The sequence below is a fragment of the Mesorhizobium sp. M0152 genome (genome assembly GCF_040322415.1).
GTDB lineage: Bacteria > Pseudomonadota > Alphaproteobacteria > Rhizobiales > Rhizobiaceae > Mesorhizobium.
Map to the genome: position 1 here is coordinate 1 of NZ_JAMYTH010000055.1, position 25,829 is coordinate 25,829.

A 25,829-nucleotide genomic window follows, 5' to 3' on the forward strand; every position below is an offset into this window, starting at 1 on the left:
GCAGCACGAACATGATGTACTTGATGGTGACGATGATAGTCAGCGACCAGATGATCAGCGACAGCACGCCGAGGATATCGCCGCGCTCGGCGACATTGCCGCCCGACGACGCCACCAGCGCCTCACGGAACGCGTAGATCGGGCTGGTGCCAATATCGCCATAGACAACGCCGAGCGCGCCTAGCATCAGCACCTTGGGGCTTTGCTGTTCGATTGCCGGATGGCTCGACTGTTCGACGGGTTCTGCCTCGCTACCAGTATTGGTAAGGACCATGGACGACACTCCGATAAGGGGCGGCCCTCTACCTTTGCTGCACTGCAATATCAAGTGCCGCGACGTAATGGCTCCGGATGCGGACCGCATTTGTTGCCGCACCGGCGGATTGTCTCATACGAAACCACGATCCCGCTCCCGGGCCATTTCCTCGACGAGACACAGGCTCAAGGGGACCTGAAGGAGGGCCAGACCGGATGGGCGATGATCTGCGGCAGGAAACGATGGCGCTGCTTTTAGCTGACGGGTCTGCCAGACGAGCGGGCGGGCACGGAAGTGGTCGCGCTCTGGCCGCCAGACATAATCGTCGAACCTGATGAAAACCTGACATGTCACCCAGCCCAAACCGGTGCGATGGGTCGGTCTAATACCAAAGGCTCTGAGGGCTGACTCTCTAGCCCGAATATCTCACAGAGTTGAGGTGCATCGGGGCTCCGAATCAGGGAAAGTGCTTCTGCGACAAAGACTTACCCTAGGCAGAGGTGTTCCCCGATGCAAACAGAGTGTAGCGCAGAACGGTTTGATTTTGGAGCTGTTGAAAAGCGCGCCGTTGTGGCCGGTTTTGACGGCGGGACGATCACGTCGGATGCCGGGGCGCTTTTGCTGGGGCTGACGGAGCGGGCGATCGGACTGGTCGGCCGCTTTGCCCGCTGCTTCGTGGATGCCCGCAATCCGGGCTTGATCGAGCATGCGGTGAAGACGCTGGTCGGGCAGCGGATCTTCGCGCTTGCGCTCGGCTACGAGGACCTCAACGACCACGACGAACTGCGCCATGATCCGGTGCTGGCCGGCAAGCTCAAGGCACGGCGTCACAAGAAATGCGCGGCCGTCGCCGGCAAGTCGACGCTCAACCGGCTGGAGGCTGTTCGTCGAGCTGTTCATGGGTGCGCACGCCGCCCCGCCCGAAGAGATCGTGCTGGATCTGGATGCCACGGACGATCCCCTGCACGGCAACCAGGAGGGGCGGTTCTTATGGCAACTACTGCTACCTGCCGCTCTACATCTTCTGCGGCGATCACCTTTTGTGCGCCAAGCTGCGACCCGCCAACATCGACGCGGCCGCCGGCGCGGTTCAGGAGATCGAGCGCATCGTGCGCCAGCTGCGTCAGCGCTGGCCCAAGGTCCGCATCGTGCTGCGCGCCGATTCCGGCTTCGCCCGCGAGGAGCTGATGGCCTGGTGCGAAACCAACGCCGTCGACTACCTGTTCGGTCTGGCCCGCAATGTTCGGCTGGTCCGCCACATCGCGGCTGAACTGGACGCGGCCAGGGTGGAAAGTGCCCTCACCAGCCGGCCCGCCCGCCGCTTCAAGGACTTCCTATGGACCACGCGCAAGAGCTGGAGCGGCCGGCGCCGGGTCGTGGCCAAGGCCGAGTGGACGCAAGGCGAGGCCAACCCGCGCTTCGTGGTCACCTCGCTCGACGCCGAGGCCTGGCCGGCGCAATGCCTCTACGAGGACCTCTACTGCGCCCGCGGCGAGATGGAGAACCGCATCAAGGAATGCCAGCTCGACCTGTTCGCCGACCGCACCTCTGCCGCCACCCTGCGCGCCAACCAGCTCAGGCTCTGGTTCGCCTCGATGGCCTATGTGCTGATCTGCGCACTGCGCCGCATCGGCCTGGTGGACACACGGCTCGCCAGGGCAAGCTGCGCCACCATCCGCCTCAAACTGTTCAAGATCGGCGCCCTGGTCAGCATCTCGGTGCGCCGCATCAGGCTGGCCATGAACTCGGCCTGCCCCTTCCGGCGCGAGTGGGCCCTGACCTACGCCCGATTACCAGCAGCCGCCATCTGAGCGCCCCGATCCACCCTCCCGTCAACAACAAGGATATCGCCGAACCACAACCACCGCTTCGCGCGGCGACAGCCCTTGCCTGCAACTCACGCGCTCGTAAAATCCCCGCTTCAGACCTACGCCAAAAGACAGTGTGAGATATCCGGGCTAGGGTTCCCACCTCGATTCATCCGTCATTCCTTGTTGCGCGTGGCGGCGTTTTCACGATTTGGTTGCCGACGAAGCGGCAGACGACGACGCACCGGGCCATTGATTGGCGCGAAGACCTGCAAGAGCCGATTATGTCGATGCTTCATCCCGTCGCGATCTACGGGATCTAGTCCGGGGCATCAATCTGACCCGGTCTGCATCTCCATAGGCCGTGACGCGGTCAAAATAAAGCGGCGATAGACATGGGTACGGAGACGATTGCGCAGGTTTGCGGTCCGTCTTTGTGCCTTCGCGATCAGTGCATGCGATATCCTGGAAACGCTTACAAAACCTGCGTCCTCGAGCATCTGCGCCAGCGCCTCGTAATGGAGGCCGCCGGCGAATGGCAATGCGCGAATGATCTCCGCATGCCGCTCGCTCAAGGAGCCGTCATAGTAGGGATCGGCGCCGAAGAACCGGTCGATCGCGGCGACCAGGGAAGCCGCGATCCGTCCAACCGATGTCGGCTTTGACCAGTCGCCGTCATAGACGACCAGCTTCCCGCCCGGAGTCAGCAGTCGCTTCCATTCGCGGAACGTCGGCTCCGGCTCGAGCAATGTCCACACGAGATGGCGGCAGATGATCGCGTCGTAGCATTCGTCCGGCTCCATTGTGTTTTCGGCGTCGGCGAGCAGGAAGCGCAGCCGCGGCTTGCCCGCGTGCTTGGCTCTGGCCACATCGAGCATCGCCTCAGAAAAATCCAGCGCGGTGACGTCATGACCGAGATCGTGAATGAGCTTGGTGATCTCTCCGGTCCCGCACGCCAGTTCAAGCACCCGCAAAGGTTTTGCGCCGAGCGTGTCTCGAATCGGCTTCTGCCGGGCTCTGAACTCATCCGGCGAAAGAATGCCGTGGCCGAAGGCATCATCGAACGTCTTGGCCCGCTCCGACCAGTAGGCCCGCATTGATTCCTTGAGATGGAAGTTTTCACGATGAGTAGCTGGATGGTTCATGCTCAGCGGGCGAAGCCGTTTCGCGCGAGGATTTCGTCGAAGCGTTTGCGAGCGCGGGCGGGAACATCTGCCGCGTGAAAGCTCTCGGGAAGTGCCGTTTCGCCGACCCGGATTATCATCACCATGCCCATTCCGATATGCGGCGAGCACTTGATGCCGTAAAAACCTTCCTGGTCGAGCGTGACCGCGATCTCCTCGTTGATCTTGCCCTTGAAGCCGGCGTAGCCCTCGGGAACCATGCCGTCGATCGTCGCCGCATTGTGGCCTGTGCTGGCATTCAGGAACTTCACTGTGTCGCCTGGCTCGGCGCGCACGAAATCCGGTTCGTAGACCATCGGTCCGGTGGCTCCGCGGTTGAGCATCTTGATTTCGTGCATCTCGGCATAGGCGTGCGACGACGCTGCTAGCGACAAGAGCAAGGTGAGAATTCGTAAGTGCATGGGTTTCCTTTCAGGAAGCTGCATGAAAGCGGAACATGTGCATGCCGTCTGTCGGGTCGGTGAGGAGGCTTGCGCGAACGCCGAACACCGCGCCAATCCGCTCGACGGTCAGCACTTTGTGCGCTGGACCCAGCGCAACGAGTCGGCCACCGGACAGCACGCCGACGCGATCGCAGGAGAGCGCCTGGTTCAGGTCGTGCAGCGCGACAACCGATGTGACCGGCAGTTTTGCGACCAGATCCAGGATCGAGAGCTGGTGCTGGATATCGAGGTGGTTTGTCGGCTCATCGAGAAGCAGGATCTGAGGCTGCTGCGCCAGTGCCCTCGCAAGATGGATACGCTGGCGTTCCCCACCAGACAGGGTTGCCCAGGAACGCCGTTCGAAGCCTTCCATGTCGGTGTCGACAAGTGCCTGCGAGACGATGCGATCGTCTTCAGCCGACCATGGTTGCAACGGGGTCAGCCAAGGCGTACGGCCAAGCTCGACCGCATCCTTCACCGTGATAGCTTCCGTCGTTTCGGCCTGCTGCTCGAGGAAGGCGATCGTTTGCGCGGCGGCGCGACGCGGCATCGCGCGAAGCGCTTCACCCTTGATGCGAACATCGCCTGACGTGGGTTGCCGGATGCCTGCCAGCAGTTTCATCAGCGTCGACTTGCCGGAGCCATTCGGTCCGACGAGACCGAGTGTTTCGCCTTCATGGACGACGAGATCAACGCCCGAAACGATCGGCTTGCCGCGAACCGACCAGCCGAGATTGCGCGTCTCCAATATCATGGCGTGCGCCGCCCACGGATCAGGATCAGCGCAAAGGCCGGCGCTCCGACCAGTGCCGTGATGACGCCGATCGGCAGCACCTGTCCAGGAATGATGGTGCGCGACAGCACGTCCGCGGCGATGAGGAATGCTGCACCGACGAGCGCCGTCGTTGGCCCGAGCCGGCCGTGCCGCACCCCGACCAGGAACCTCGCGGCATGGGGAATGACGAGACCGACGAAGCCGATCGATCCGACAATGCTGACCATGACGGCGGTAACGAGCGCCGTGATGCCAATGAGGATCACCTGCACGGTGCGGACCGGCACGCCGAGAGACGACGCCGATTCCGCTCCGAATGCGAAAGCGTCGAGGGCGCGCGCAAACCAGATGCAGGCGGCCAATCCGACCAGCGCAATCGGCACCGCCAGCCAGACATCCGGCCACCGGGCGCCGCTCAGGTTGCCGAGCAGCCAGAACATGATGCCGCGCGCCTGTTCGGCATTGGCGGATTTGGTTATGATGAAGGATGTCAGCGCATTGAAGAGCTGCGATCCGGCGATGCCCGCAAGGACGATCTGACCGGTACCGTGACGCGTCACGCTGCCGCCGGCCGCCCGCGCCAGCATCGCCACCAGGGTGAAGGCCGCAACAGCGCCGACAAAGGCGCCGAGCGACATCGAAATCGCGCCGGCGCCCAGGCCGGCGACCGTCACCGCAACCGCGCCGGTCGAGGCTCCTGCGGAAATCCCCAGCAGGTACGGGTCAGCAAGTGCATTCCGCAGCAGCGACTGCAACACCATGCCCGAGATTGCCAGACCCGATCCGCAACAGGCCGCGATGATCGCGCGCGGCAGGCGATAGTTCCAAATGATCCCCATGTCGATCGGGTCGAGTACGTATGCCGAACCAAGGATCTTGTTGACCAAAATCTGTACGACGGTCGAGACAGGGATCGGCGTCTCGCCGATGCAGGTGCCGGCAAGCACCGCCGCGAGGAGCGCCGCGAAGCAGAGCGTCCCCCGGCCGAGCCGGGAGACGTAGATCGCTTGCGAGGCGGTCAGGCTCACTGGGCCAGTCCGGAATCCTTGAGCGACTTTGACAGCACCTCGATGCCGGCGATGGTGCGGATGGTCGCGTCCATGGCGTGCGCGTCCATGACGACGATGCGGTTGTTCTTCACCGCCTCCATCTGGCTGGCGACCGGATCGGTCTTGAGGAACTCCAGCTTCTTCTCATAGTCGTCAGCGGGGAAGCGCCGGCGATCCATCTTGGCGATCACGATCAACGTCGGGTTGGCCTTGGCGATGGTCTCCCAGCCGACCACCGGCCACTCCTCGTCGGACTCGATGATGTTCTTGATGCCGAGCTTGTCCATCATGTAGGCGGGAGCGCCCTTGCGTCCCGCCACATAGGGATCGATGTCCATCTCGGCGCTGGAGAACCAGAACACGGCCGAGACGTCCTTGAGGTTGAGCGCCTTCGCTTCCGCAATCGCCTTGTCTTCGCGTTCGGTCAGGCTGGCGACGAGTTGCTCGCCCTTGTCCTGGATGTCGAAAATCTGCGCCAGTTCTCGCGCGCCCTGATGGATGGACGCAGTCGAGAAGAGCTCGCTGCGCGTCCCGTCGACGCCGACCGTGTTGTCCTTCGCCACGCAGTCGGCCGGCAGCACATAGGTCGGGATACCGACATCGTGGAACTGCGTGCGCGTGGCGACGATGCCGTCCGGTCCGACGTGCCAAATGAATTGCACGGTTACCAGTTCCGGCTTCTTGGCAACGACGCTTTCGAAGCTCGGATCGTTGTCGGCCAGGCGTTCGACCTTGTCGTTGACCTCTTTGAACTCCGGCAGCACCTCGTTGAACCAGACCGTGGTGCCGGTAACCTTGTCGCCGAGGCCGAGCGAATAGAGCACCTCGGTCGCCGCCTGTCCGACCGTGACAGTCGAGGCGGGCGCCTTCTGGAAGGTCAGCGTTTCGCCGCAGTTCTCGAGGGTCAGCGGATATTTGGTCGGTTCGGCCCCGGCGGCGGCCGTGAAGAATACAAAGCTAGAGGCAGCGAGTGCCAGGCGTGAAACAGTCATGGCGCGAAGATCTCCGATCGGTTGATGGCGGGGATCGGAGGACTGGGGCCAGGACGACAATGATCGAGCTCATGCCCGTAAGGACATGATGCGGCTGCACCTCAGGTGTGGCTAACGACATCGACAACCTCCCCGGACAACCCCGCCCGGCGCGTTCAGTTACAGACGTAGGTAGGTCTCCTGACTGACGGGTCATCGTCCGTCTCGGCCTTCCCGGGGGCTAATCCCAGTGGCATGATCGAGATGGACTCGCCGCCTACAGTTGCGGGGGCAGTTTCGTTTCGCGGCCGAAGAAGACCGCGCCGAATTCCCTGTTATTTCCTTGCGGAAACCGACACTCCCTCGTAGCCAATCGCGCTGCCTTGATCAAGCGGCCATGGCCATATCTAGATTTGAGCTATGTTGCCCTTTGCGATGCGTGTCGCCGCATTGAAGCAGAAAGGATCGGCCAGCTCATCGAATGCCGGATAGGGCTGCGATGATGGCGTCGAGCCCATCCGTCAGTGCCGCAGGCCCTGGCTGCAGTATGAGCGGAGACTTGATCTCGACGATGCGATTGTCGCGCACGGCAGGAATCCGGTCCCAGCCCGGCCGCGCTCTGATCCTCTCCGCCACAACCCGCTTGCCGCCCCAGGAAGCCAGGACAATGTCGGGCTGAGCAGCAATAACCTCTTCTGGCGTGACGACCCGGTCCTTGGCCGCCTTGGCTTTCGTTTTTTGCGGGAAGATATCATCGCCGCCAGCGACTTCGATCAGTTCCGAGACCCAGCCGATGCCGCTGATGAGCGGCTCGTCCCATTCCTCGAAATAGACCCGCGGCCGCTTCCTGCCCCTGGTGGCGGATCTGATGTGCTCAAGGCGTTGGTCGTAGCCTACCGCCAAGCGATCCGGCCGCGCAACAACAGCACCGCACCTGTGGCGAGGGCAGCCGCGATGCCGATAGCTGCACCCCAGGCGAAGCTGTCCCATGTCGTCGGATAGCCGAGAAACACGTAGCCGACCGCCTGATTTGCCAACCACGCGATGCTGGTCAGCAGCAGCGCTCCCCGGCGGGACATGTTGGCGCCGGCAACCGTCGCGATTGCCGCAAACGGCGTGGCGCAGGCGAGCGCGAGGCTGAAGACAATGCTCAGAGCAACGACAAGAACCACCCAAACGCTCTGGCGTGCGCTGGTCGAGCTGTCATGTATCGTGGTGGTGGTTCTCATGATCGCAGATCATAATGCGGAGCGCCGGGCGCTTCAACGTCGTCAATGCGAAGAACCGGACGATGACGTACCGCGGCTCATCAAAACGGTGTCCATGATCCAGCCTTTGCCGGCCCGCGCCTCTTCGCGGATACGCTCGATATCGTCGATCACCTCCTTGAGCTTTCCCGCGACCAGTACTTCGTCGGGCATGCCGACGTAAGCTCCCCAGTAAATGTCGAGATCACCGTCGACGGCGCGGAGCGCTTTCTCCGCATTCAGCATGATGACGACGCTGTCGACATTGTTGGGAAAACCCTCCGCCATCGTCCGGCCGGTCAATCAGAATCGACCGGCCGATATTGCACAAGGCAACCTTGTGTCTCGCGGCAAGTGCCTGAATGCTGCTGATTCCGGGAAGTACCTCGTAGTCGAGTTCGAACTCTCCGCGCTCCTTCAGCCGGTCCAAAATGCGCATCGTGCTGTCGTAAAGCGTCGGATCGCCCCAGACCAGAAAGGCCCCGGTTTCGGAGGCATCGAGTTCCTCCATGATCAGCTTGCTGTAAGCCGCCTCGACATCGTCATGCCAATCCGAAACGTCCACCTCATATTCGCCGGTTCGCTTGCGCTCCGGCGCCTTGAATTCGACCGTTCGGAATGGCCGATCCCGAACATGACGTTCGAGGATCTCGCGCCGGACACGCGCCAGCTCATCCTTCTCAATTCCCTTGTCGGGGATGAAGAACACGTCCACCATGGTTCATGGCGTTGACCGCCTGGATCGTGACGAAGTCCGGGTTGCCGGCGCCGATACCTATGATGAGCACCTTGCGCTCATTGGGTCTCTTCGGCGACGGGGTCTGCGCTCAGGCAGCGCTGGAACTCCCGAAACAGCTCGGCCAGCTTCTGCGGGCCTGGATGCCGTCCTTCGTATCGGTCAAGACGACGGATGTCGATGTCCGCGGCCGCGGCAAGATCGGAACCTTCGGGCTGGGCCAGCAGCCAGGATACGAATACGTCCTCCGCCTGCGGCAGGCCCGCTATCGGACGGCGTGCAACATGATGCTCGGCACTCAGTCCCATGCCAGCGCTCCACCGTTCTGGTATTCGATCACCCGGGTCTCGAAGAAGTTCTTCTCCTTTCTTCAGGTCCATGGCTTCCGACATCCATGCGAAACGGATTTTCGACCTCCGCGAAGACCGGGGAAAGGCCGAGTTGCGCGCAGCGCCTGTTCGCAATGAAGTGCATGTACTGCTCGCACAGAGCCGCGTTCAGCCAGGAATCCCCGCGGCATCGTGTCCCTGCCATACGAGGCCTCGAGATCGGCCGCCGTCTTGATCATACCGCGAACCTCGTCCTGGAACGCCGCGGTCCAGAGATGCGGGTTCTCGATCTTGATTTGGTTGATGACGTCAATGCCAAGGTTCAGATGGATCAGATCGTCGCGCAGGATGTACTGGTACTGCTCGGCGATGCCGACCATCTTGTTGCGCTGGCCGAGCGACAGGATCTGTGCGAAGCCGGTGTAGAACCACATGCCCTCGAAGATCACGTAGAAGGCGACGAGGTCGCGCAGGAAGGCTTGGTCCGCTTCCGGCGTGCCGGTGCGAAAATCCGGATCGTCGAGATGCTGGGTGTGCTTCAGCGCCCATGCCGCCTTGTCGGTGATCGACGGCACCTCGCGATACATGTTGAAGAGCTCGCCCTCGTCGAGGCCGAGACTTTCGACGATGTACTGGAAGGTGTGGGTGTGCACCACCTCCTCGAAGGCCTGGCGCAGCAGATACTGTCGGCATTCGGGATTGGTGAGATGGCGGCAAATTGCCAGCACGATGTTGTTCGCCACCAGGCTTTCGGACGCGGCGAAGAAACCGAGATTGCGCTTCAACATGCGCCGCTCGTCCTCGGTCAGCCCGTCTTTCGACTTCCACAGCGCGATGTCAGCCTGCATGGACACCTCGTTCGGCATCCAGTGGTTGTTGCAGCCGGACAGGTATTTTTCCCACGCCCAGCGGTATTTGAGCGGCAGGAGCTGGTTGACGTCTGCGCGGGCGTTGATCATCCGCTTGTCGTCGACACGCACACGGCTTCCGCCTCGTTCGATGGCTCCGAGGCCCGTGGCGTCGGCAAGCGGGGCTTCCTCGGACCCGAAAGCAACAAGGGCGCGAAACGGACCGTCCAGCGGTGGATGGTCGTGTGGTCGACCTTCAAGCCGCGTTCGGCCATCATCTCTTCCAGATCGCGCAGGCTCAGATTGTAGATTCCATGGGCGTGGAAAGCGATCGGCTCTCTGACAGAGTGAGGTTGCTGAACCAACCCTGTGGAGACGACCATGCATATTTCAACTGACCGATCCGAAACACCGACCGCCATCCGCACCAATCTCTGCGCGATTTTCGTCTCATTGGAACTGAGCCGGTCAAGCTGGGTGATCACGTCGCTGTCGCCGGGCTGCTGGCGCGCCTTTCATGGCTTCGTGAGAAGGCGCTGTCGCGAACGGAACGACACTTTCCGATCATTGTGATCCAGCGGTCTCGACGGGTTCTGGCTCCACCGCGTACTGCAGGCTGAAGGGATCGAAAGCCACGTCGTCGATCCCGCCTCGATCGCGACCTCTCGGCGTCGCCGGCGGGCGAAGACCGACAGGATCGACGGCGAAGCCATGGTGCGGACGCTGCTGGCCTACAAGCGCGGCGAGCCGCGGGTGTGCGCGATGGTCAAGGCCCCCAGCCGGAAAGAGGAAGACCGCCGTCGCATTACTCGAGAGCGCAAGGTGCTAACCGGCGAACGGGTGAGCCACGTCAACCGTATCAAGGGATTGTTGTTTGCACAGGGCATCTTCGGATACGAACCGCTGCGCCGCGATCGGCGGGCACGGCTTGAGGAACTGCGGACCGGCGATGGCCGAGCGCTGCCAGCGCATCTCAAAGCGCAGATATGCCGCGAACTCGATCGGCTGGAACTGATTCTCGAGCAAGTCAAGGCCGTGGAGACGGAGCGAGCCGCGTTGCTGGCCGAGGCGCAAGACACGGCAACACCCACCTCGGCGGCGATGTTGCTAGACGTGAAGGGCATCGGACCGGAGTTTGCTGCCATGCTTTGGTCGGAAGGGTTGTTCCGCCATTTGGACAACCGACGGCAAGTGGCGGCCTACGCCGGCCTTGCGCCGACGCCTTGGCAAAGCGGATCGATCGATCGTGAGCAAGGCGTGTCGAAATCCGGCAATCCGCGGCTGCGAACGACGATGGTTCAACTCGCCTGGCTATGGCTGCGCCATCAACCGCAATCGGCGCTTGCTCTCTGGCTCCGTGGACGCGTTCAGCAACACGGCGGGCGGATGCGTAAGACAATGATTGTGGCGCTCGCCCGCAAGCTGCTAGTCGCACTCTGGAAGTATGTAACCGCCGGCATCGGGATCGAAGGCGCCGTGATGAAGGCTGTTTGACCCTAATCCCGTAATCCGCCAGGACCCGATCAGTCCTGGCCGATCCAGGTGGATGAACCGATACCTGGCATGGCCTGAATGCCCGTTTTGTAGAATGGTTTCATCCTCCTGAGCCCTTGCCCGCCGCAAGCGGGATATTGGTGCAGCCGTACTGAACGGCGACCGCATGTGAGGTTGATCGTGCTCGGAGACGACCGGTCATGCAAATCGGGCTCAGACCTTGGATGCCGAAACAGTCCTGGAGTTCTGCTCATGCGTTGCTGAATTTAATCCTTGACCCCAAGAAGCCCATGTGAGGCCAGGTACCAGCGCACGCAAAGCAGGATCACAGATTGGTCGAACTGGCGGCCTTTGAACATCGCAATCCTCCGAAATGGTTGAAGGACCCTTGCCACTCGCGAGTAACAAAAACGTTGCAACACATCCTCTGACGCTGCCGCTCGTTACAAGAACCATCGCTTTCCGCCGGAGATCATCGCCCGCGCCGTCTGGCTTTATTCCGGTTCCCGTTGAGCCTGCGCCACGTCGAGGAAATGCTGCTGGAGCGCGCGGCATCGTGGTTTCCTACGAGACGATCCGCCGATGGGGCCGAAAGCACGGCCCCGATTACGCTCGCGCATTCACCGCAAGCCGCCTTCTTCAAATGAAGTCTGGCACCTCGACGAGGTGATGATCACCATTGCCGGCAAGAAACACTGGCTGTGGCGTGCCGTCGATCAGGAAGGTTACGTGCTCGATGAAATCGTCCAGACCCGCCGCAATACCAAGGCTGCCAAGCGCTTGCTGATCCGACTGCTGAAGAGGCAGGGCATGGCGCCCAAGCGCATGATCACGGACAAGCTGCGGTCTTACAGTGCAGCACGACGACAGCTCATGCCAAATGTCGAGCATCGGTCGCACAAAGGCCTGAATAACCGGGCGGAGAATTCTCACCTCCCGTTGCGCAAACGAGAACGTGTATGCCAGGGTTTCCGGTCGATCGGGTCATTGCAGCACTTCGTCTCCATCTTCTCCGCCATAAACCGCTCCGCTTCCCAGATCCGAAAACATCGCCTTCAGGCCATCGCCGAATGGAACGCCGCAAGCCCGCGGCTTGCCTGAGCAGCGGGTACCGAGGGTCTCATGCGCCCCTTCTTCAACAACGTGACAACACCTCACCGACGTATCAAGCGCCGCATTCGATCCATGCTCGGCTTCAAGTCGCAGGCGAGCGCCGTGGTTATCCTCTCCGGCATCGAGATGATCCACATGATGCGCAAGCGACACGCGAGGTATGCCTACAATCCCAGTCTGTCGATCGCTGAGCAATACGATATCTTCGCTGCCTGACGGACAGGCCGAAATGGCCGTTCACAACGCCATTTCCAGGTTTGCGACAGAACCGAATTCTCACCTCCCGTTGCGCAAACGAGAACGTGTACGCCAGGGTTTCCGGTCGATCGGGTCATTGCAGCACTTCGTCTCCATCTTCTCCGCCGTCCGCAACCTCTTCGTTCCATCCCATATAAACCGCTCCGCTTCCCAGAACCGAAAACATCGCCTTCAGGCCATCGCCGAATGGAACGCCGCAAGCCCGCGGCTTGCCTGAGCAGCGGGTGCCGAGGGTCTCATGCGCCCCTTCTTCAAACAACGTGACAGCACCCTTCAAATCAGCACGCCAGCTGCAGCGTTTCGCGTCCATCCACGATCCGATTGCCAACCTGTTTCACTTTCCCCGCCACGCCCTCTCATCCTGCGACCATCGCGATCTTCGCCGTGCCGCCACGGCAACCTGGCGCGAAATTGCACATCTCGCTGCCGCCTGACATCCGACAAGGCACATCAACTGGGATCCACTGTCCAATAACTTTACGGTGCCCGCTCGACGGTCTTCAGCAATACCGTGCGATCACGCGCGGTATCGCTGGCACGATGTGGCAGCAGGCGTCAGCATGATGATGCGCTCCTCACACGCGCTGGTTGCCGGCAGCGCCTGACGCGGATCGGCTATCGGCCTCTTCGGCACATGGCGAGCTCAGGCCCGACGGCGAACCACCTCGGGATTCTTGCGCACAGCGAGGAATTCCTTGACCCGCCGGCCAGGTGCGGGGCTGCGCACCGGCTTGAAACCGTCATCGAGTTCGCCCGACAGATCGAGCGTCGGATGCTTGCCGACGGCGTCGTAATTCTCTTCCAGCCAGTCGGTCGCGGCGGTGCGGCCAAGGTCTCTGAGATAGGTCAGGAACGCCCATTCGGCGTTGACCTTCGACGATGCCGAGAGGTCCTTGAACGCTTCGTCGGCATCGATGCGGTGCATGCGGATGTCGCGGTATTCGCCATGCGGCAGACGGCCGGCGGCAATCAGTTCCTTGACGAAGGCGATCGAGCGGAATTCGCGCAGCAGCCCGGCGTTGAAGGTGATCTCGTCGATTCGGTTCTGGATCTCGTTGGCGCTCCCCGGTGTTCCCTCCCGCACCACCGGATTGATCTGCACCAGAAGCACATCCTCGGTCGCCGCCGTCTTGAAGAAGGGATAAAGCGCCGGATTGCCGCCATAGCCGCCGTCCCAATAGGGCACGCCCTTGATCTCCACCGCGCGGAACAGCTGCGGCAGGCAGGCCGAAGCCATCACCGTGTCGAGGTCGATCTCGCCGTCGGAGAAGACACGCAGTTGGCCTGTCTCGACATTGGTCGCCGAAATGAACAGTTCCATCGACTTGCAGGCGCGGACATTGCCGAAATCGATCTCCCGCTCGACCACGTCGCGCAGCGGATTGAGACCAAGCGGGTTGGCGACATAGGGCGAAAACACCCGCGACATGGTGTCGAAGAAGACATAACCCGGCGTGTTCTCGATCGACCAATTGCCCCAGGCGACATCCCACGGCATACGCTGCACCGGGCTGAACCGGCCCTTCGCCGCCACCGCGCCCCAGAAATCGTCGAGCTTTTGCCGCGCGCCCTCTACACCGCCGCGAACGAAGCCATCGGCCAGAGCCACGGCGTTCATGGCGCCGGCGCTGGTGCCGGAAACCGCTGATATCTCCAGCCTGCCATCCTCGAGCAAGCAGTCGAGCACGCCCCAGGAAAAGGCACCATGCGAGCCACCTCCCTGAAGCGCGATGTTGATCTTCTTCTTTTCCTCCGCCTTGCCGTTTTTCGTCATGGCGTTCCTATCATCCTGATGCGCCAGCCTGCCCAACGTCACGGAAGGAAGCAGCCATCGCCGACCAATGTTGCAGTGCAGATATAAGGGCGGACCAAGGCAAGAACACGAACACGGTCGCGTGATCAAAATTTCGGCCATGAAGAAAGCCCCTCCGTTCGAAGCGGAGAGGCTGTCTCTTTTGGAAAGGGTGGAGCCTGGGCGACAAAGGTCCGGCACCGGCCCGATGGCACTGTAATGTTAACTGATGGGTGACGGATATCTGCGATCGGACGATCATGTTGAAGGTTTGTGATCCGCTCTACCGGCGCCACCGCTTTCCGGCTGAGATCATCGCCCATGCGGTGTGGCGGCACTGTAAGGTTATCAGCGGCTTCATGCAGCAATAGCTGGCCGGGACGGCTGTCACGCTGCGGCGACACACGCGATTTTGTTCCAGATTTGCATGGCGGCGTTACGCAGGTCTCGATGTTGAGCAGATGACAGCATATTGCGGGGAAAGTGGAACAGGTTGGCAATCGAATCATGGATGGACACGAACCGCTGAAGCTTGGCGTGCCGCTGCCACCGATTGCTTACGGGATCCGGCTTGGCGCGCACCCGGCGATTGTGGCGCCCGTGACGCTGGGGACAAAGGCGGAAATGCAAAAAACGCTGCGGCTGCTTCCACAGCCAAATGGTGATCGCGCGATCCTACATGCTGCGCGCGGAAATCATAAACGCGCACATCTCGGTATGTGCGGTCGATGCCGCCCTCGATACGGACTGGCGTTACGTGATCGACATCGCCGAGCGAGAGGAGACGGGGTGCCGAAAGGTGATCTGGCTTCCCAATCCCAGACGCCTCGACCAATCCTATGACGAATTCCGTGCTCGGACCTTCCTTGCGGCGCCGTGGGACGATGTCGCGGAACGGCAGGACGCCCAGCTCGACTATAATCAGGGTCTTGCCGCGAAGCTGCTGATCGAGGCGGGGCTGCCGGAAGATATTGCGCCGGACTGGATTGATATCGTCGAGCTGGCGAGGATATGGATACGATGGTCGAGCGCCTGGTACGCACGAGGGAGACTGGCCGATGACGAATGTGTACCTGACCGGGATCGAGCTTGCCGAGTTCCGCACATTCGAAAGGCTTGATGTTCGGCATTCACGTCGACCATTCCACTGTCCACTGCTGGGTCGTGCATTTTTCGCCTCTGCTGCTTGAACGCTTCAACCGGAGAAAACGTCCGGTCACCGGCAAGTGGCACGTTGATGAAACTTATGTCCGGGTGCGCGGTCGCGGGATGTATCTCTACCGCGCCGTCGACAGCGTGGGCGATACGGTCGTTCAGCGAAAACCGTGACCTGCCGGCGGCCAAACGCTTCTTACCGAAGGCCCTGCAGCGCCATGGCAGGCCGGAACGTATCGCCATCGACGGCAGCCAGACCAATCACGAGGCCATCCGACCTTGCGATCTTGAATCGCCTGCGGCATCGATCGCGACGAGCACTGAAGTCGATCAGCATCCGCAAGACCCAGTATTTCAACAACCGCATCGAGCAGGATCATAGGCGCATCAAGCGCCGCGTCCGGTCCATGCTCGGCTTCAAGTCAACCACAACCGCCGAAATTATCCTCTCGGGCATCGAGATGTTCATTTGATGCGCAAAGGACAGGCCAGGTTTGCCTACAATGGACGCCCTCCATTGCCAAGCAGTTCGAAATGCTCGCCGCATGAGCGCCGCGTGACGCTCAACCTGCCCTTGCGACCTCAGCTGGAGTTTGCGACCGAACCTCTGAAGGCGGTGCCCAGCCTGAAGACGCGCATGGCATTGACCACGGCCTATGCCACGGGACTTCGCTCCTCCGAGACCGCCGGTCTGAAGGTCGCCGAAATCGACAGCGAACGTGCGTCATCTTGGTTCAGCATGGCAAGGGCCGCTACGTCAGCAAGACGTGCTCCTCCATAACTGAGAAGTGTTCCCTGCCAAGCTCCGCTTACCCTAAGGTTGGCGACAGAGCCTTTGCGACGCGATACCTCAATGAGCTTGCGTGACCACCAGTTACTTCCCAGCTTCGTACGTTGCCGTCGGGAACGGTGCGGTGACATCAGTCGGGTCCCCGTGTCAGAGGACCGGACTGCTACGCTTATCAGGCGGCCTTGACGTCCCGGAGCCTCTTCTCGAAGACGTCCTTGACCGGTTTGGAGATTTCGGTCACCGCCTTGGTAGTGAGGGCCCGAAAATCCTTAGCCTGCTCGGCTCCCATTTCGACCCGCTTGGTTAGGAATGTGGTCTGCAGCTCAATTACCGCGGACATCGACTTCGCGCCGGCTAGGGCTTCAAGATGCGAAAAGTCGGCTTCGGCATTGGCGCGCAGCGCAGCGATCGTCGCCAGCGACAGCTCATTGCCGACCGACCTCGCGGTTTCTAAGGTCGACTTGAGCACTTTCTGGATCTCATCAGCGCCGAACTGGAATTTGGCCAGCACTTCTTTCGATTGCTCGACGCCCTTTTCGGCGACTGCGTGGAACTGATCAATTGCCTTGCTGGGGTCGAATGCCTGGAATTCGTTGGTTTCGGCGGTTTGGCTATTGTCTGTGATCTTGGACATTTCCGGATCCTTTTGGTTGGTGATAGTGAACATGCGATGGCGTCCGCAACGTATTTGCGAATGATCAAGCATATGCCGTGCCAAACGATAAATCGGTTCGGAACAATACGGTACTCGAACGCAGCTGTGTCGCATGTCCGACCTCGGCGGACGCTGTGTAGGTTTGTTGCCACGGCTGTATGGGAGCGCAGAGGCGTCGCCGAACTCCTCTGGAAGATCCCGCCAAGGGCTATTCGTGCGTGCCTTCCAGAGCACCGCTTCCAGAAACAGGCGATTGTTCTTGCCGCTGCGTCCGGCATCCGTCGCCTTGCCCAGGCAATACGGCGCCATCTTCTCCCATTGCTCGTCCGTCAGCACCGTTCGAATCATTAAAGCCTCCAAAATGAGGCTTGAATCATTCAAAAGCACACAAAGGAATCTGGAGGCTTCTGTGAGGTCCGTGGGCACGAGCGTGGCATGCGGGCTCGGCAGCGGACCTCATTGCAAGCCGGATTGAGCGAAGCCGCGGGGCGATCTGGCGCTATGGGGATTGTAGCCTGGAGGGGCAGTCGGGATCGTGACGGACGAGTTCTCGAAGGTCCCCCTGGATGGGATGGTGGCGGGTCACAACCGTATAGGCAAGGAAGTTTTGGCGTTGGTTGGGCTCAGCGTCATCGCAACGCTGGCCGTCATCAGGCCGGCAGTGTCCACCTGCATGAGGCGGGTCAAAACCCCGCATGCCGGCGCGCATTGCGGCCGATGCTGTACGCGGTGACCTGGACGCGTTGGGCGCGATCATGACGTGTCGTTCCAGAAGGGGCGAGGAGGCGCTTGTCCGCACCGCCAGATGCTCAGTGTGACCATCTGGCCACCGCAACAGAGGCAGCGGTGAGTTGTCGAGAGGGCGCTGGCGACGGCGCCTTCGTCTCCAGATGCCGCATCCTTCTGCAACGGAGCGTCCAGCAACCTGCGACACAATTCGAGCTTTGCGGCACGATGGCCGTTGGCGAGGAAGCCGTAGTGGCGGATACGATGGAAGCCATCCGGCAGGGTGTGCAGCAGAAAGCGTCGGATGAACTCGTGCGCATCGAGCGTCATGACCTTCGACTTGCCGCGTTGGCGATAATCCCTCCAGCGGAACGCGACCTTGCCGTCAGCCATGCTGATCAGGCGAGAGTTGGCGATGGCAACGCGGTGGGTATAGCGGCCGAGATAGGCCAGCACCTGGTCTGGCCCGCCAAATGGCGGCTTGGCGTAGACGACCCTTGCGACAGGCTAAGCCCTGGAAAGGAGAATGGAATGTAGATCCTGAAACCTTTCGAAGCGATCCAGAGGGTTCGACCCCCTCCCGGCAAAGGCGCAGCCCGCCAGCCGGAAGCGAGTCTTGCATGGGCGACGGCAACGTCGCTCGTGAAGCGTAGACAGCGGATGCTGAAGCCATGTGTCAGCCTCGAGATTATGTGCATGCGGAGGCCTTCGGCGTGGGTGGCCGGGGGCAGCATCGTCGGAACCGCCAAGGGCGAGGTTCTGGCGACTCGGCCGGGGTCTTGGAGCAGGGCAAAGGCATGGGATGGATCGCCAGGGAACCTGTGAGATCCCTCTTACGTCCACAAGCGAAGTACGCCGGAACAGGGACCGCCGGTTGACCATGGGTCCAGGCTCGATGAGCGTCCTCCACGCTCATCGGGAGCGCCTCGGCGAGCACGAACATGGGAGGCGCATGTGGGGCCTGTGACCGAAACTATAAGGGAGCAGGTATGCGTGAGCGGGAAGTCGTAGCGCCTTCATAGTAGCAGTGAAGACGGGGAACTGGGCTCACCGGGACCCGACGGAGCGAAGGGAGGCGTCATGTGTAGAGAACCGTTGACCTGAAACATGGGAGGGGGCTCTGAACCCCACAAACCTGTCTACGAACCGACAACGGATAGCCGAACTGGCGAGGACGAAACGGGGTGTGGCGCTGTGCTCGCTCCACCATGTCATCGATCTGGACTGGATGAAGGAGGCCTACCGGCTGACCCGCAAGGATGGTGCCCCCGGCATCGACGGCGTCACTGCGGCGGACTATGAGGTGAACCTGGAGACCAGACTTTTGGACCTCCTGGAGCGCATCAAGTCCGGCCGATATCGTGCGCCGCCGGTCCGGCGGGCCTATATACCCAAGGCGGATGGGTCGCAAAGGATGCTCGGCATTCCGACCTTCGAGGACAAGGTGGCGCAACGCGCCATTACGATGGTGCTGGAGACCGTCTATGAGGAGGATTTCTACCCCTGCTCGTACGGGTTCCGACCGGGCCGCTCGGCCCATCAGGCGCTCCGCAATATGCAGAACGTGCTGTGGGCAAAGCGGCTCTATTGGGTGATCGATCTCGACATACAGAAGTACTTCGACTCGATTCCGCACTCTCACCTCCGGGCGTTCCTCGACCAGCGAGTCACGGACGGCGTCATCCGACGGATGATCGATAAATGGCTGAATGCAGGAGCCGTCGAAGACGGTCTTCTGCGCCGAACGGCCGAAGGATCCCCGCAAGGAGGCGTGGTCTCGCCCTGCCTCTCGAACATCTTCCTGCACCACGTGCTGGACGAATGGTTCGAGACCGAGGTGCGGCCGAGGCTCCGTGGGGGCTGTACCATTGCCCGCTACGCTGACGATGCGCTCATGGCGTTCGACAACATCGTCGACGCCCTGCGTGTCCTGGCGGTGCTGGACAAACGTCTTGGACGGTTCGGGCTTACGCTCCACCCCGACAAGACGCGTCTCGTCGACTTTCGCCCGCGAAGGACGGAGAGCACACGGCATCCGGAGACGGAAGGCACCAACTTCGACTTTCTCGGCCTGACCCACGTGTGGGGAGGGTCGCGCAGAGGCAAGGACATGGTGATGCAAGTCACCGCCAAGGGCCGTTTTGCCCGTGCGCTGGGTGCGGTAAGTGACTGGTGCCGGAAACACCGGAACTGGTCGATCCGCGATCAGCATCGCCATCTCTCGTCCATGATGCGGGGCCACTTCGCCTATTATGGCGTCGGGGGAAATGCTCGGCGATTGCGATGGTTCGCCCACCAGGTCGTGAGGATATGGCAGAAATGGCTATCTCGGCGAGATCGTCAAAGCGTGTTCCGATGGACCCGCCTTAACGAAATCCTGAAACGCCATCCGCTGCCGCCAGCCAGGATTCTTCATTCGTTTGCCACCGTGAGCGAAACTCTACCATGAGGAACCGGATGCGGGAAAACTGCACGTCCGGGTCTGTGAGGGGTGGGGGCAGTAACGCCCCCACCTACTCGGCAGCGCTTCTTCCGGACTGGCGACAGGTGCCGCAGGAATGCCCGGCGGTCGCCCAGGTGCGCCATCGATCCGAAGAAGCTGAGCCGTCCGGCCTCGTGCAGCGTAACCAGCCGGGTGAGGAAGAGCCGGCGGAACAGTTTGCCGAGCACGCGCACTGGAAGGAGAAAAGCCGGACGCGACGATATCCACCGGCTTCCGTCTGGCGCGATGCCGCCGCCTGGTACGATCATGTGGACATGCGGATGATGCGTCATTGCCGAGCCCCAGGTGTGGAGGACGGCGGTGATGCCGATCCTGGCGCCGAGATGCCTGCTATCGGCCGCGATCGTCAGCATCGTCTCCGATGCCGCCTTGAACAGCAGATCATAGATCAGCGCCTTGTTATGGAACGCGATCTCGGCGACTTCGGCCGGCAGCGTGAAGACGATGTGGAAGTATCCGACCGGGAGCAGATCGGCTTCGCGCTCGGCGAGCCATGTACGCGCGGCCGCGCCCTGGCACTTGGAACAATGCCGGTTGCGGCAGGTAATGGGCGACGCCCATTACCTGCCTTATGGGCAAATCCAGTAATGGGGAGTTGGGGTGCCGGCAACGGCATTTTTCGGTGAATTGTTGCGCTTTTTGTCTCCATAACCGCGCGGTCCTGCGCCTCCATCAGCTCGGCCACCAATGGCCGGTCAGAAACGGAGACGAACATGTTGGAGATTTACTTCTCGGCATCGAAGCTGCCGAGGCATTTGCGGAGCGGGCCAAGCGGACCATACCTTGACGGTTTCGCAGCCGCGCTCGAGCGGCAGGGCTATAGTGCCGGCACGGCCGCGCGATATTTGCGGGCGGCAGCGCACCTCGGCCATGTCGTGGCTCGGCAAGAGGCAATGCCCAGCGACATTGATCTGGCGGTGTTCAGCGAGCACTTGTGCACTTGTCGATGTCCGCGCGCCATGGGCGGGCGTCGCAACCACCACACCATTTTTGGCGCCAGGCTCTTCCGGCCCGCGATGGCCGGCACTATCTTGTCACGGGCTGGCGTATCCGCCGGCCCATGGCCGAATGGACGCGCGGCGATTTCTACGGCCATGCCGGAGAGCTTGCCGACAAGGCGGCGTTTCGCGCGCATGTCGAGGAGAACGCCCTTCACCAGCGGCAGCGCGGGGCTCTCGGACGTCGCGAGATCCACTCCCGTGCCCACACGCCATGGGGGACGTCGCAGGGAGCGACCGCCTATGCCGAGGGCGTCGTGGCTCACTCAACCGCAGGCCATGGCGGGTTCCATCTGTCGGCGGAGCGAAATCGCAAAGTCCATCAGATGCTCCGTGCCAATGATCGCTGGTATGAAGAGGATTGCCATTGGGCGGCCGTCGCCCAAGCCTTCCCCCAACTCTTCACGGACTTCGAGAGGGCTTGTGCGGAGAAGTCGATACGCGACTGGTACCCGGATGCCTGGGAGGCGATCCACGGGAGGGTGCTCGAACCCGGCCAATCCGCGAAAAAGGACGAACGGGCATTTTTCGAAAAGCATACCGATGACTGGATCGTGGTGTCGGCGATCCGTTCCGGGCACCAGGCCGGTTTCACCGAGGTTATCGCGACCCCTGGCGGCAGGCGCGGACCGGGCACGGAGGAACGTCGCTTTCTCGTTGCGACCGACGAATACCATGTCGGCCGCTTTGGATTCGTCATCGACGTTGCGCGCCATCGTCTCTATGGCGGGCCATCGAGCTTCATGGATTGCCAGGGGAGGGAGACATAATGTCCGTCTCCGGCCGCCGCGCACAGCTCTTTCGCATGGAGGAGGCTCGGCGCCAGACACAGCGCCAACTCGAAATGATCGACCGGCAGATCATGAGGCGGATGATGGCGATTATTCCGCAGCTCAAGCCCCAGCGTACCGACCCCCAAAGCCAAAACCCTGCTGATGCCAGGACCTTTCTGGGACGGTATCGATCGAGCCTTGCCGCGATCACACAGGAAAGGCAGCACGAAATCGATGCGCTCTCACGCTGATCAGCGCTTGCGGACGAACTCCGTTCGCAACACCAGCCCCTTGATCGCATCATGTCGGCAATCGATTTCTTCGGGATCGTCGGTGAGCCGGATCGACTTGATGACCGTGCCCTGCTTCAGGGCCTGGCCGGCACCCTTGACCTTGAGGTCCTTGACGAGGACGACGGAGTCGCCGTCGGCGAGCACATTGCCGGCGGCATCGCGCACTTCAATTTTCCCGGCAGAAGGCAGCCATCTCCGATGCTGGTCGCCATTCCCCTGTCGTGTCGTCATAGACGTAGTCATCATTCTGATCGGTCATTGCTGCCCTCGTTTCGGAGTTGAACACGCTAAGCTGCCAGCCCGACATGGGTGCAGGCCAAAGAGTTGATCCGCAGCGGCGGACCGGCGCAGCTCATCTATACCGGCAGGAGCCGAAGTTCAAACCGCTGACGTCCCTCGCGCAGCCTGGCGGGCAGGCGGATTGGCGGCGGGAATGAACACTGCATTTCCTCGCGCATGCCGATGTCAGAATCCATCCCTTGCCGGTCTTCCCGACGGGTTTGCTGCGGTCTGAACCGGCGGCAGTCCGCTTCAAGGCCGCTATCGCGCCGCGGGGCGGCCGGATCCCGCCGATCTCGGCAAGGCTGGCCCGCGTCCCGCGCAGGGCCAGTGAAGAACTGACCCCGCTTGTCCGCAAGCCAACCTCGCTCGCCTGACAGGCTCCGGACCCTGAAGCGTCCAGCTTCCGCCGGTTCCTTTTGACCGCACCCGCAGGAAAGACCGGCAAGGGCCGGAACACCTGAAGGGCATCGCTAGAAAGGAAAGCTCAATGTCCAGTTCAACCCGCTCCACCAAGGCCAAGGCCCGCGTCGTCCAGCTCCGCAAGGGCACAACCCTCGAAAGGGTCCGGCTCTGCTGCCCGGATGGCCACCAGGCGACCCTCATTTCCGAAAGCTTCGGCCTCTCCATCCTCGACAGTGACGGCATCCGTGAATTCCATGAGCGCAGTCTGATCGAAAGCGCCGATACGCTCTCCGAGGGCCTTTCCGAAAAGGCCATGCAGATCCACCTGCAAAGAATCGTCGGGTCCCATGTCGGCTCCGCCTTTGGAGCAGGCCAGTTTTACTCCAAGGCCGTCACCGAGGCGAAGGATGCCACAGCCAAGCTCGCCAATGACACCCGCGACGAGGACATTGACGGTCCGGTCGGCTTCGACAGCAAGGCCCAGCGCAAGCGCGAATTCGCCGCCGAAATGGGCCTTCAGGCACATGCCCTGCGCATGGCCGCCGAGGGCGCCGTTGCCGCCTACGAGCACATCGTCGGCGAGAGCTGGAAGCCCTACGAACGCCAGACCGAGAACCCCGGCCAGACCGTCAACCGGCAGGCAGCCGATCTCCAGATGGCGGCCCTTGGCTAACTGCCATCGGGCGGAGCTTCGGCTCCGCCCGATCTTCTCATACTGAGGCTGGTGTCCGTTCGGGAGCCGCCTCTTTGCTGTGCCAAAGGCACCAGGCTCAAAGATGGACACGGCAAAGTGGTTAAGACCGCGAGCAATCGCGGCCGTCACGAATGATGGTCCTGCTCCGGTCCTCGTCCCGCGAAACGGCTGCGCCGTCCTCCACTGACGTTGCGGCCGCAAGCGATGGTTCTCAGCTTCCCCATCGATCCTCCGCGGGTTCGCGGACCTGCGATCCTGCGCGTGCGGACCTCGTGACGGCCGCGATTGGCGCGGCCTCGAATGGAGGTTTGAAATGGACAGGAACAACAACAAGCCCCGCGTCGACATCTACGCGAAAATCACAGATCGTATCGTCGCGGATCTGGAGAAGGGCGTGCGCCCATGGGTCAAACCGTGGAGCGTTGCGAATACGACCGGTCGCATCACACGGCCGCTCCGTCACAACGGCCTCCCGTATCAAGGGATCATACACTGCTTTTGTGGTCGGAGGCGGTCGCGAGGGGCTTTGTCTCTCCGGTCTGGATGACGTTCAAGCAGAGTGCGGAGCTCGGGGGTCATGTTCGCAAGGGCGAGACCGGCTCCATGGTTGTTTACGCCAGCCGCTTCACCAGGACGGAAACCGACGCGCATGGCGAGGAAGTCGAGCGGGGTATTCCGTTCCTCAAGGCCTACACGGTGTTTTGCGCCGACCAGATTGAAGGTCTGCCGCCGCACTATCATACGGCGCCAGAGCCTGCTGCCGATCCTGTCCAGCGCATCGAGCACGCCGACCGTTTTTTCGACAACACTGGAGCGGTTGTGCGGTATGGCGGAGACAAGGCCTATTATTGTCCCTCTACCGACCATATGCAGCTGCCCTCACCGGAAGTTTTCCGGGATATGGCTTCATTTGTCGCCACGAGAGCACACGAGACCCTGCATTGGACATCGGCTCCTCAGCGGCTGAACAGGGACCTCAGCCGCTACCACAAGGATCGCACGGATCGGGCGCGCGAAGAATTGCTCGTCGAGCTTGGTGCTGCGATGCTCTGCGCAGACCTCGATATCGTCCCCGAGCTCGAGCCGAGACCCGATCATGCCGCCTATATTCAGGGCTGGGCCAGCCTGCTGGGCAGCGACAAGCGGGCGATCTTTCAGGCAGCCGCCCACGCACAACGCGCGGTCAATTATCTCCACGAATTCCAGCCGCAGGCGGGAATTGGGGAGGGCGGCCTGATGTTACACGCTCCGCTGTTGCAGGGGGAGAGCGCCGAGCCCTCCCCGATCCGCTTTCGCGTCATCAGTCTGGGCGCGGGAGTGCAATCGACCCCTTCGTCCTGATGGCGGCACACAGTTATTTTTGCCCTATATTCGCCGATACTTGCTGGGAAGCGGTCGTTGTCTACGACCATCTTCGCTGGTTGCCTCGCCGAATGTGCTGCCCTTTGCGCGAAATCTCCCCAACGTCGCTGAGGGCAAGCATCGGGCATCGATTCCCGCTTTACCCCCGGCACCGTCGACCGGGATTTCCATGCGGATAAGCCGAGCCGCGAGACCATAGAGAAGCGCATAACTCGGCGGGATTGCCTCAACTAGGTCGACATCTTGACGTGGCCGGCTAAGGCCAGCTCGACCTTTGGCCAAATGAAGGATGTGCGGCGTGTGATGGTCCAGTTTGGCAAGCGTCGTTCGCTCGGCAGAGCACATCAGGGTGAGGCCCCGCCTTGCGGCTGGCCCCGTTCGGGCGGTAACCCCGGGGCCGAACCCTGATCAGCCGGCTGGTGCCGGCGTCCAGCCCAAAGATGGCTATCGATGTCCGCTATGCGGCCGCTCCTGCTTGAACAGCAGATTATCGGGCTCCTGGGACTCGCCTCGCGGCCCGTCATCGTTCGACCGATATCAGGAGGCGGGTGCGTCTCTTTCCGAGCTATCCGTCGTTCTACAATGACGCGTGACGGGGACGGCCAGGCTTGATGATGCCTGACGTTAGTCGAAGTTGCGGTGATCATTCCGATGGGAGCTCGACCGTCGTCTGGCCGGCGGTTTCATGGAAAGGCCCACCACCTGCGTCCTCGATGGGGCTGGTCTGACCGAAGGCCGTCTTCGCTTCGCTGCGCCTCGTTCTTAAACCCGCAACAGCCGGTCGCGACTTTCTTCCCCTGGCGACTGCGCCGCCATTCCGCGCGGAACAAGAAAGCCTCCCCCTGGCTGCCCTTCACTGTCGTTGCGGCCCTAAGGACCACCCCATTGCGCACGCGCAATGGGGTGGTCCTTAG

At 61.6% G+C, this 25,829-nt stretch carries 15 protein-coding genes, 18 pseudogenes and 1 riboswitch; of the genes and pseudogenes, 14 read left to right on the forward strand and 19 right to left on the reverse strand.

The window, feature by feature from the left end; genetic code table 11:
- The coding region (locus NKJ26_RS30415; RefSeq protein WP_352699289.1) for a KUP/HAK/KT family potassium transporter at positions 1–274 on the reverse strand (274 nt) is incomplete at its 3' end.
- Between the two features lie 59 nt (positions 275–333).
- Positions 334–492, reverse strand: a pseudogene (locus NKJ26_RS33680) (IS6 family transposase); the annotation flags it as partial.
- A gap of 274 nt (positions 493–766) precedes the next feature.
- Between NKJ26_RS33680 and NKJ26_RS30420 the strand changes: the two are divergent.
- A pseudogene (locus NKJ26_RS30420) lies at positions 767–2,067 on the forward strand (IS1380 family transposase).
- Positions 2,068–2,396: 329 nt separating this feature from the next.
- Here NKJ26_RS30420 and NKJ26_RS30425 read toward each other — a convergent pair.
- The 10 genes and pseudogenes from NKJ26_RS30425 to NKJ26_RS30470 all read right to left on the reverse strand — a co-directional run bounded on the left by NKJ26_RS30425 (position 2,397) and on the right by NKJ26_RS30470 (position 9,856).
- A complete protein-coding gene (locus NKJ26_RS30425; RefSeq protein WP_352699310.1) occupies positions 2,397–3,209 on the reverse strand; it encodes a class I SAM-dependent methyltransferase in 813 nt (270 codons plus the stop codon).
- A gap of 2 nt (positions 3,210–3,211) precedes the next feature.
- Entirely contained in the window at positions 3,212–3,649 is a 438-nt protein-coding gene (locus NKJ26_RS30430) for a pseudoazurin (RefSeq protein WP_352699291.1), read from the reverse strand.
- Between the two features lie 10 nt (positions 3,650–3,659).
- Entirely contained in the window at positions 3,660–4,424 is a 765-nt protein-coding gene (locus NKJ26_RS30435) for an ABC transporter ATP-binding protein (RefSeq protein WP_352699293.1), read from the reverse strand.
- Positions 4,421–5,473, reverse strand: coding sequence for a FecCD family ABC transporter permease (locus NKJ26_RS30440; protein WP_502903244.1), 1,053 nt, complete (start codon positions 5,471–5,473; stop codon positions 4,421–4,423). The genes NKJ26_RS30435 and NKJ26_RS30440 overlap by 4 nt, the downstream gene beginning before the upstream one ends.
- A complete protein-coding gene (locus tag NKJ26_RS30445) occupies positions 5,470–6,486 on the reverse strand; it encodes an ABC transporter substrate-binding protein (RefSeq protein WP_352699295.1) in 1,017 nt (338 codons plus the stop codon). Before NKJ26_RS30445 ends, NKJ26_RS30440 begins: the two co-directional genes overlap by 4 nt.
- A 153-nt stretch (positions 6,487–6,639) precedes the next feature.
- Positions 6,640–6,837: riboswitch (cobalamin riboswitch) on the reverse strand.
- A 102-nt stretch (positions 6,838–6,939) separates the two neighbouring features.
- Positions 6,940–7,395: pseudogene (locus NKJ26_RS30450) on the reverse strand (ABC transporter substrate-binding protein); the annotation flags it as partial.
- Positions 7,359–7,694, reverse strand: a complete 336-nt coding sequence (locus NKJ26_RS30455) for a hypothetical protein (RefSeq protein ID WP_352699297.1) — start codon at positions 7,692–7,694, stop codon at positions 7,359–7,361. The pseudogene NKJ26_RS30450 and the gene NKJ26_RS30455, both read right to left, overlap by 37 nt.
- Positions 7,695–7,736: 42 nt before the next feature.
- Positions 7,737–8,500 (reverse strand): annotated as a pseudogene (cobF, locus tag NKJ26_RS30460) (precorrin-6A synthase (deacetylating)).
- 7 nt (positions 8,501–8,507) lie between these two features.
- A complete protein-coding gene (locus tag NKJ26_RS30465) occupies positions 8,508–8,756 on the reverse strand; it encodes a hypothetical protein (protein WP_352699299.1) in 249 nt (82 codons plus the stop codon).
- Positions 8,747–9,856: pseudogene (locus tag NKJ26_RS30470) on the reverse strand (ribonucleotide-diphosphate reductase subunit beta). The gene NKJ26_RS30465 and the pseudogene NKJ26_RS30470 overlap by 10 nt, the downstream one beginning before the upstream one ends.
- 150 nt (positions 9,857–10,006) lie before the next feature.
- On the opposite strand from NKJ26_RS30470, the pseudogene NKJ26_RS30475 reads away from it, so the two are divergent.
- The 5 genes and pseudogenes from NKJ26_RS30475 to NKJ26_RS30495 form a co-directional block, all read left to right on the forward strand.
- A pseudogene (locus NKJ26_RS30475) lies at positions 10,007–11,119 on the forward strand (IS110 family RNA-guided transposase).
- Positions 11,120–11,701: 582 nt separating this feature from the next.
- The gene (locus tag NKJ26_RS30480) at positions 11,702–12,220 is read left to right on the forward strand and encodes an IS6 family transposase (protein WP_502903245.1); all 519 of its coding nucleotides are present in this window, start codon (positions 11,702–11,704) and stop codon (positions 12,218–12,220) included.
- Between the two features lie 51 nt (positions 12,221–12,271).
- A pseudogene (locus NKJ26_RS30485) lies at positions 12,272–12,448 on the forward strand (IS6 family transposase); the annotation flags it as partial.
- 55 nt (positions 12,449–12,503) lie between these two features.
- Positions 12,504–12,707 (forward strand): annotated as a pseudogene (locus tag NKJ26_RS33685) (IS6 family transposase); the annotation flags it as partial.
- 55 nt (positions 12,708–12,762) lie between these two features.
- A pseudogene (locus NKJ26_RS30495) lies at positions 12,763–12,924 on the forward strand (IS6 family transposase); the annotation flags it as partial.
- Positions 12,925–13,133: 209 nt separating this feature from the next.
- Here the strand turns inward: NKJ26_RS30495 and NKJ26_RS30500 are convergent.
- On the reverse strand, positions 13,134–14,264 hold the full coding sequence (locus NKJ26_RS30500; RefSeq protein ID WP_352699302.1) for a patatin-like phospholipase family protein: 1,131 nt from the start codon (positions 14,262–14,264) through the stop codon (positions 13,134–13,136).
- Positions 14,265–14,669: 405 nt separating this feature from the next.
- Positions 14,670–14,816, reverse strand: a pseudogene (locus NKJ26_RS30505) (IS6 family transposase); the annotation flags it as partial.
- A gap of 145 nt (positions 14,817–14,961) precedes the next feature.
- Here NKJ26_RS30505 and NKJ26_RS30510 point away from each other — a divergent pair.
- The 3 genes and pseudogenes from NKJ26_RS30510 to NKJ26_RS30520 all read left to right on the forward strand — a co-directional run.
- Positions 14,962–15,402: a hypothetical protein gene (locus tag NKJ26_RS30510; protein ID WP_352699304.1), complete on the forward strand. Its 441-nt coding sequence runs from the start codon at positions 14,962–14,964 to the stop codon at positions 15,400–15,402.
- Positions 15,403–15,407: 5 nt separating this feature from the next.
- Positions 15,408–15,986: pseudogene (locus tag NKJ26_RS30515) on the forward strand (IS6 family transposase); the annotation flags it as partial.
- A 58-nt stretch (positions 15,987–16,044) separates the two neighbouring features.
- Positions 16,045–16,187 (forward strand): annotated as a pseudogene (locus NKJ26_RS30520) (tyrosine-type recombinase/integrase); the annotation flags it as partial.
- Between the two features lie 212 nt (positions 16,188–16,399).
- Here NKJ26_RS30520 and NKJ26_RS30525 read toward each other — a convergent pair.
- The 3 genes and pseudogenes from NKJ26_RS30525 to NKJ26_RS30535 form a co-directional block, all read right to left on the reverse strand.
- Positions 16,400–16,861 (reverse strand): phasin, encoded by a 462-nt coding sequence (locus NKJ26_RS30525; protein ID WP_352699314.1) that lies wholly within the window; start codon positions 16,859–16,861, stop codon positions 16,400–16,402.
- 195 nt (positions 16,862–17,056) lie between these two features.
- A pseudogene (locus NKJ26_RS30530) lies at positions 17,057–17,230 on the reverse strand (transposase); the annotation flags it as partial.
- A 405-nt stretch (positions 17,231–17,635) separates the two neighbouring features.
- Positions 17,636–18,103 (reverse strand): annotated as a pseudogene (locus NKJ26_RS30535) (IS91 family transposase); the annotation flags it as partial.
- A 691-nt stretch (positions 18,104–18,794) separates the two neighbouring features.
- Here NKJ26_RS30535 and ltrA point away from each other — a divergent pair.
- Positions 18,795–20,057, forward strand: a complete 1,263-nt coding sequence (gene ltrA, locus NKJ26_RS30540) for a group II intron reverse transcriptase/maturase (protein WP_352699306.1) — start codon at positions 18,795–18,797, stop codon at positions 20,055–20,057.
- Positions 20,058–20,137: 80 nt separating this feature from the next.
- Here ltrA and NKJ26_RS30545 read toward each other — a convergent pair.
- A pseudogene (locus NKJ26_RS30545) lies at positions 20,138–20,656 on the reverse strand (IS91 family transposase); the annotation flags it as partial.
- A 458-nt stretch (positions 20,657–21,114) separates the two neighbouring features.
- On the opposite strand from NKJ26_RS30545, the pseudogene NKJ26_RS30550 reads away from it, so the two are divergent.
- Both NKJ26_RS30550 and NKJ26_RS30555 read left to right on the forward strand, forming a co-directional pair.
- Positions 21,115–21,879: pseudogene (locus NKJ26_RS30550) on the forward strand (DUF7007 domain-containing protein); the annotation flags it as partial.
- Positions 21,879–22,133, forward strand: coding sequence for a hypothetical protein (locus tag NKJ26_RS30555; RefSeq protein WP_502903246.1), 255 nt, complete (start codon positions 21,879–21,881; stop codon positions 22,131–22,133). The pseudogene NKJ26_RS30550 and the gene NKJ26_RS30555, both read left to right, overlap by 1 nt.
- Here the strand turns inward: NKJ26_RS30555 and NKJ26_RS30560 are convergent.
- Positions 22,134–22,434: pseudogene (locus NKJ26_RS30560) on the reverse strand (alkylphosphonate utilization protein).
- Between the two features lie 510 nt (positions 22,435–22,944).
- Here NKJ26_RS30560 and NKJ26_RS30565 point away from each other — a divergent pair.
- Together NKJ26_RS30565 and NKJ26_RS30570 are read left to right on the forward strand one after the other, a co-directional pair.
- Entirely contained in the window at positions 22,945–23,532 is a 588-nt protein-coding gene (locus NKJ26_RS30565; protein WP_352699308.1) for a hypothetical protein, read from the forward strand.
- Between the two features lie 334 nt (positions 23,533–23,866).
- Positions 23,867–24,768: pseudogene (locus NKJ26_RS30570) on the forward strand (ArdC family protein); the annotation flags it as partial.
- Positions 24,769–25,829 lie beyond the last annotated feature (1,061 nt).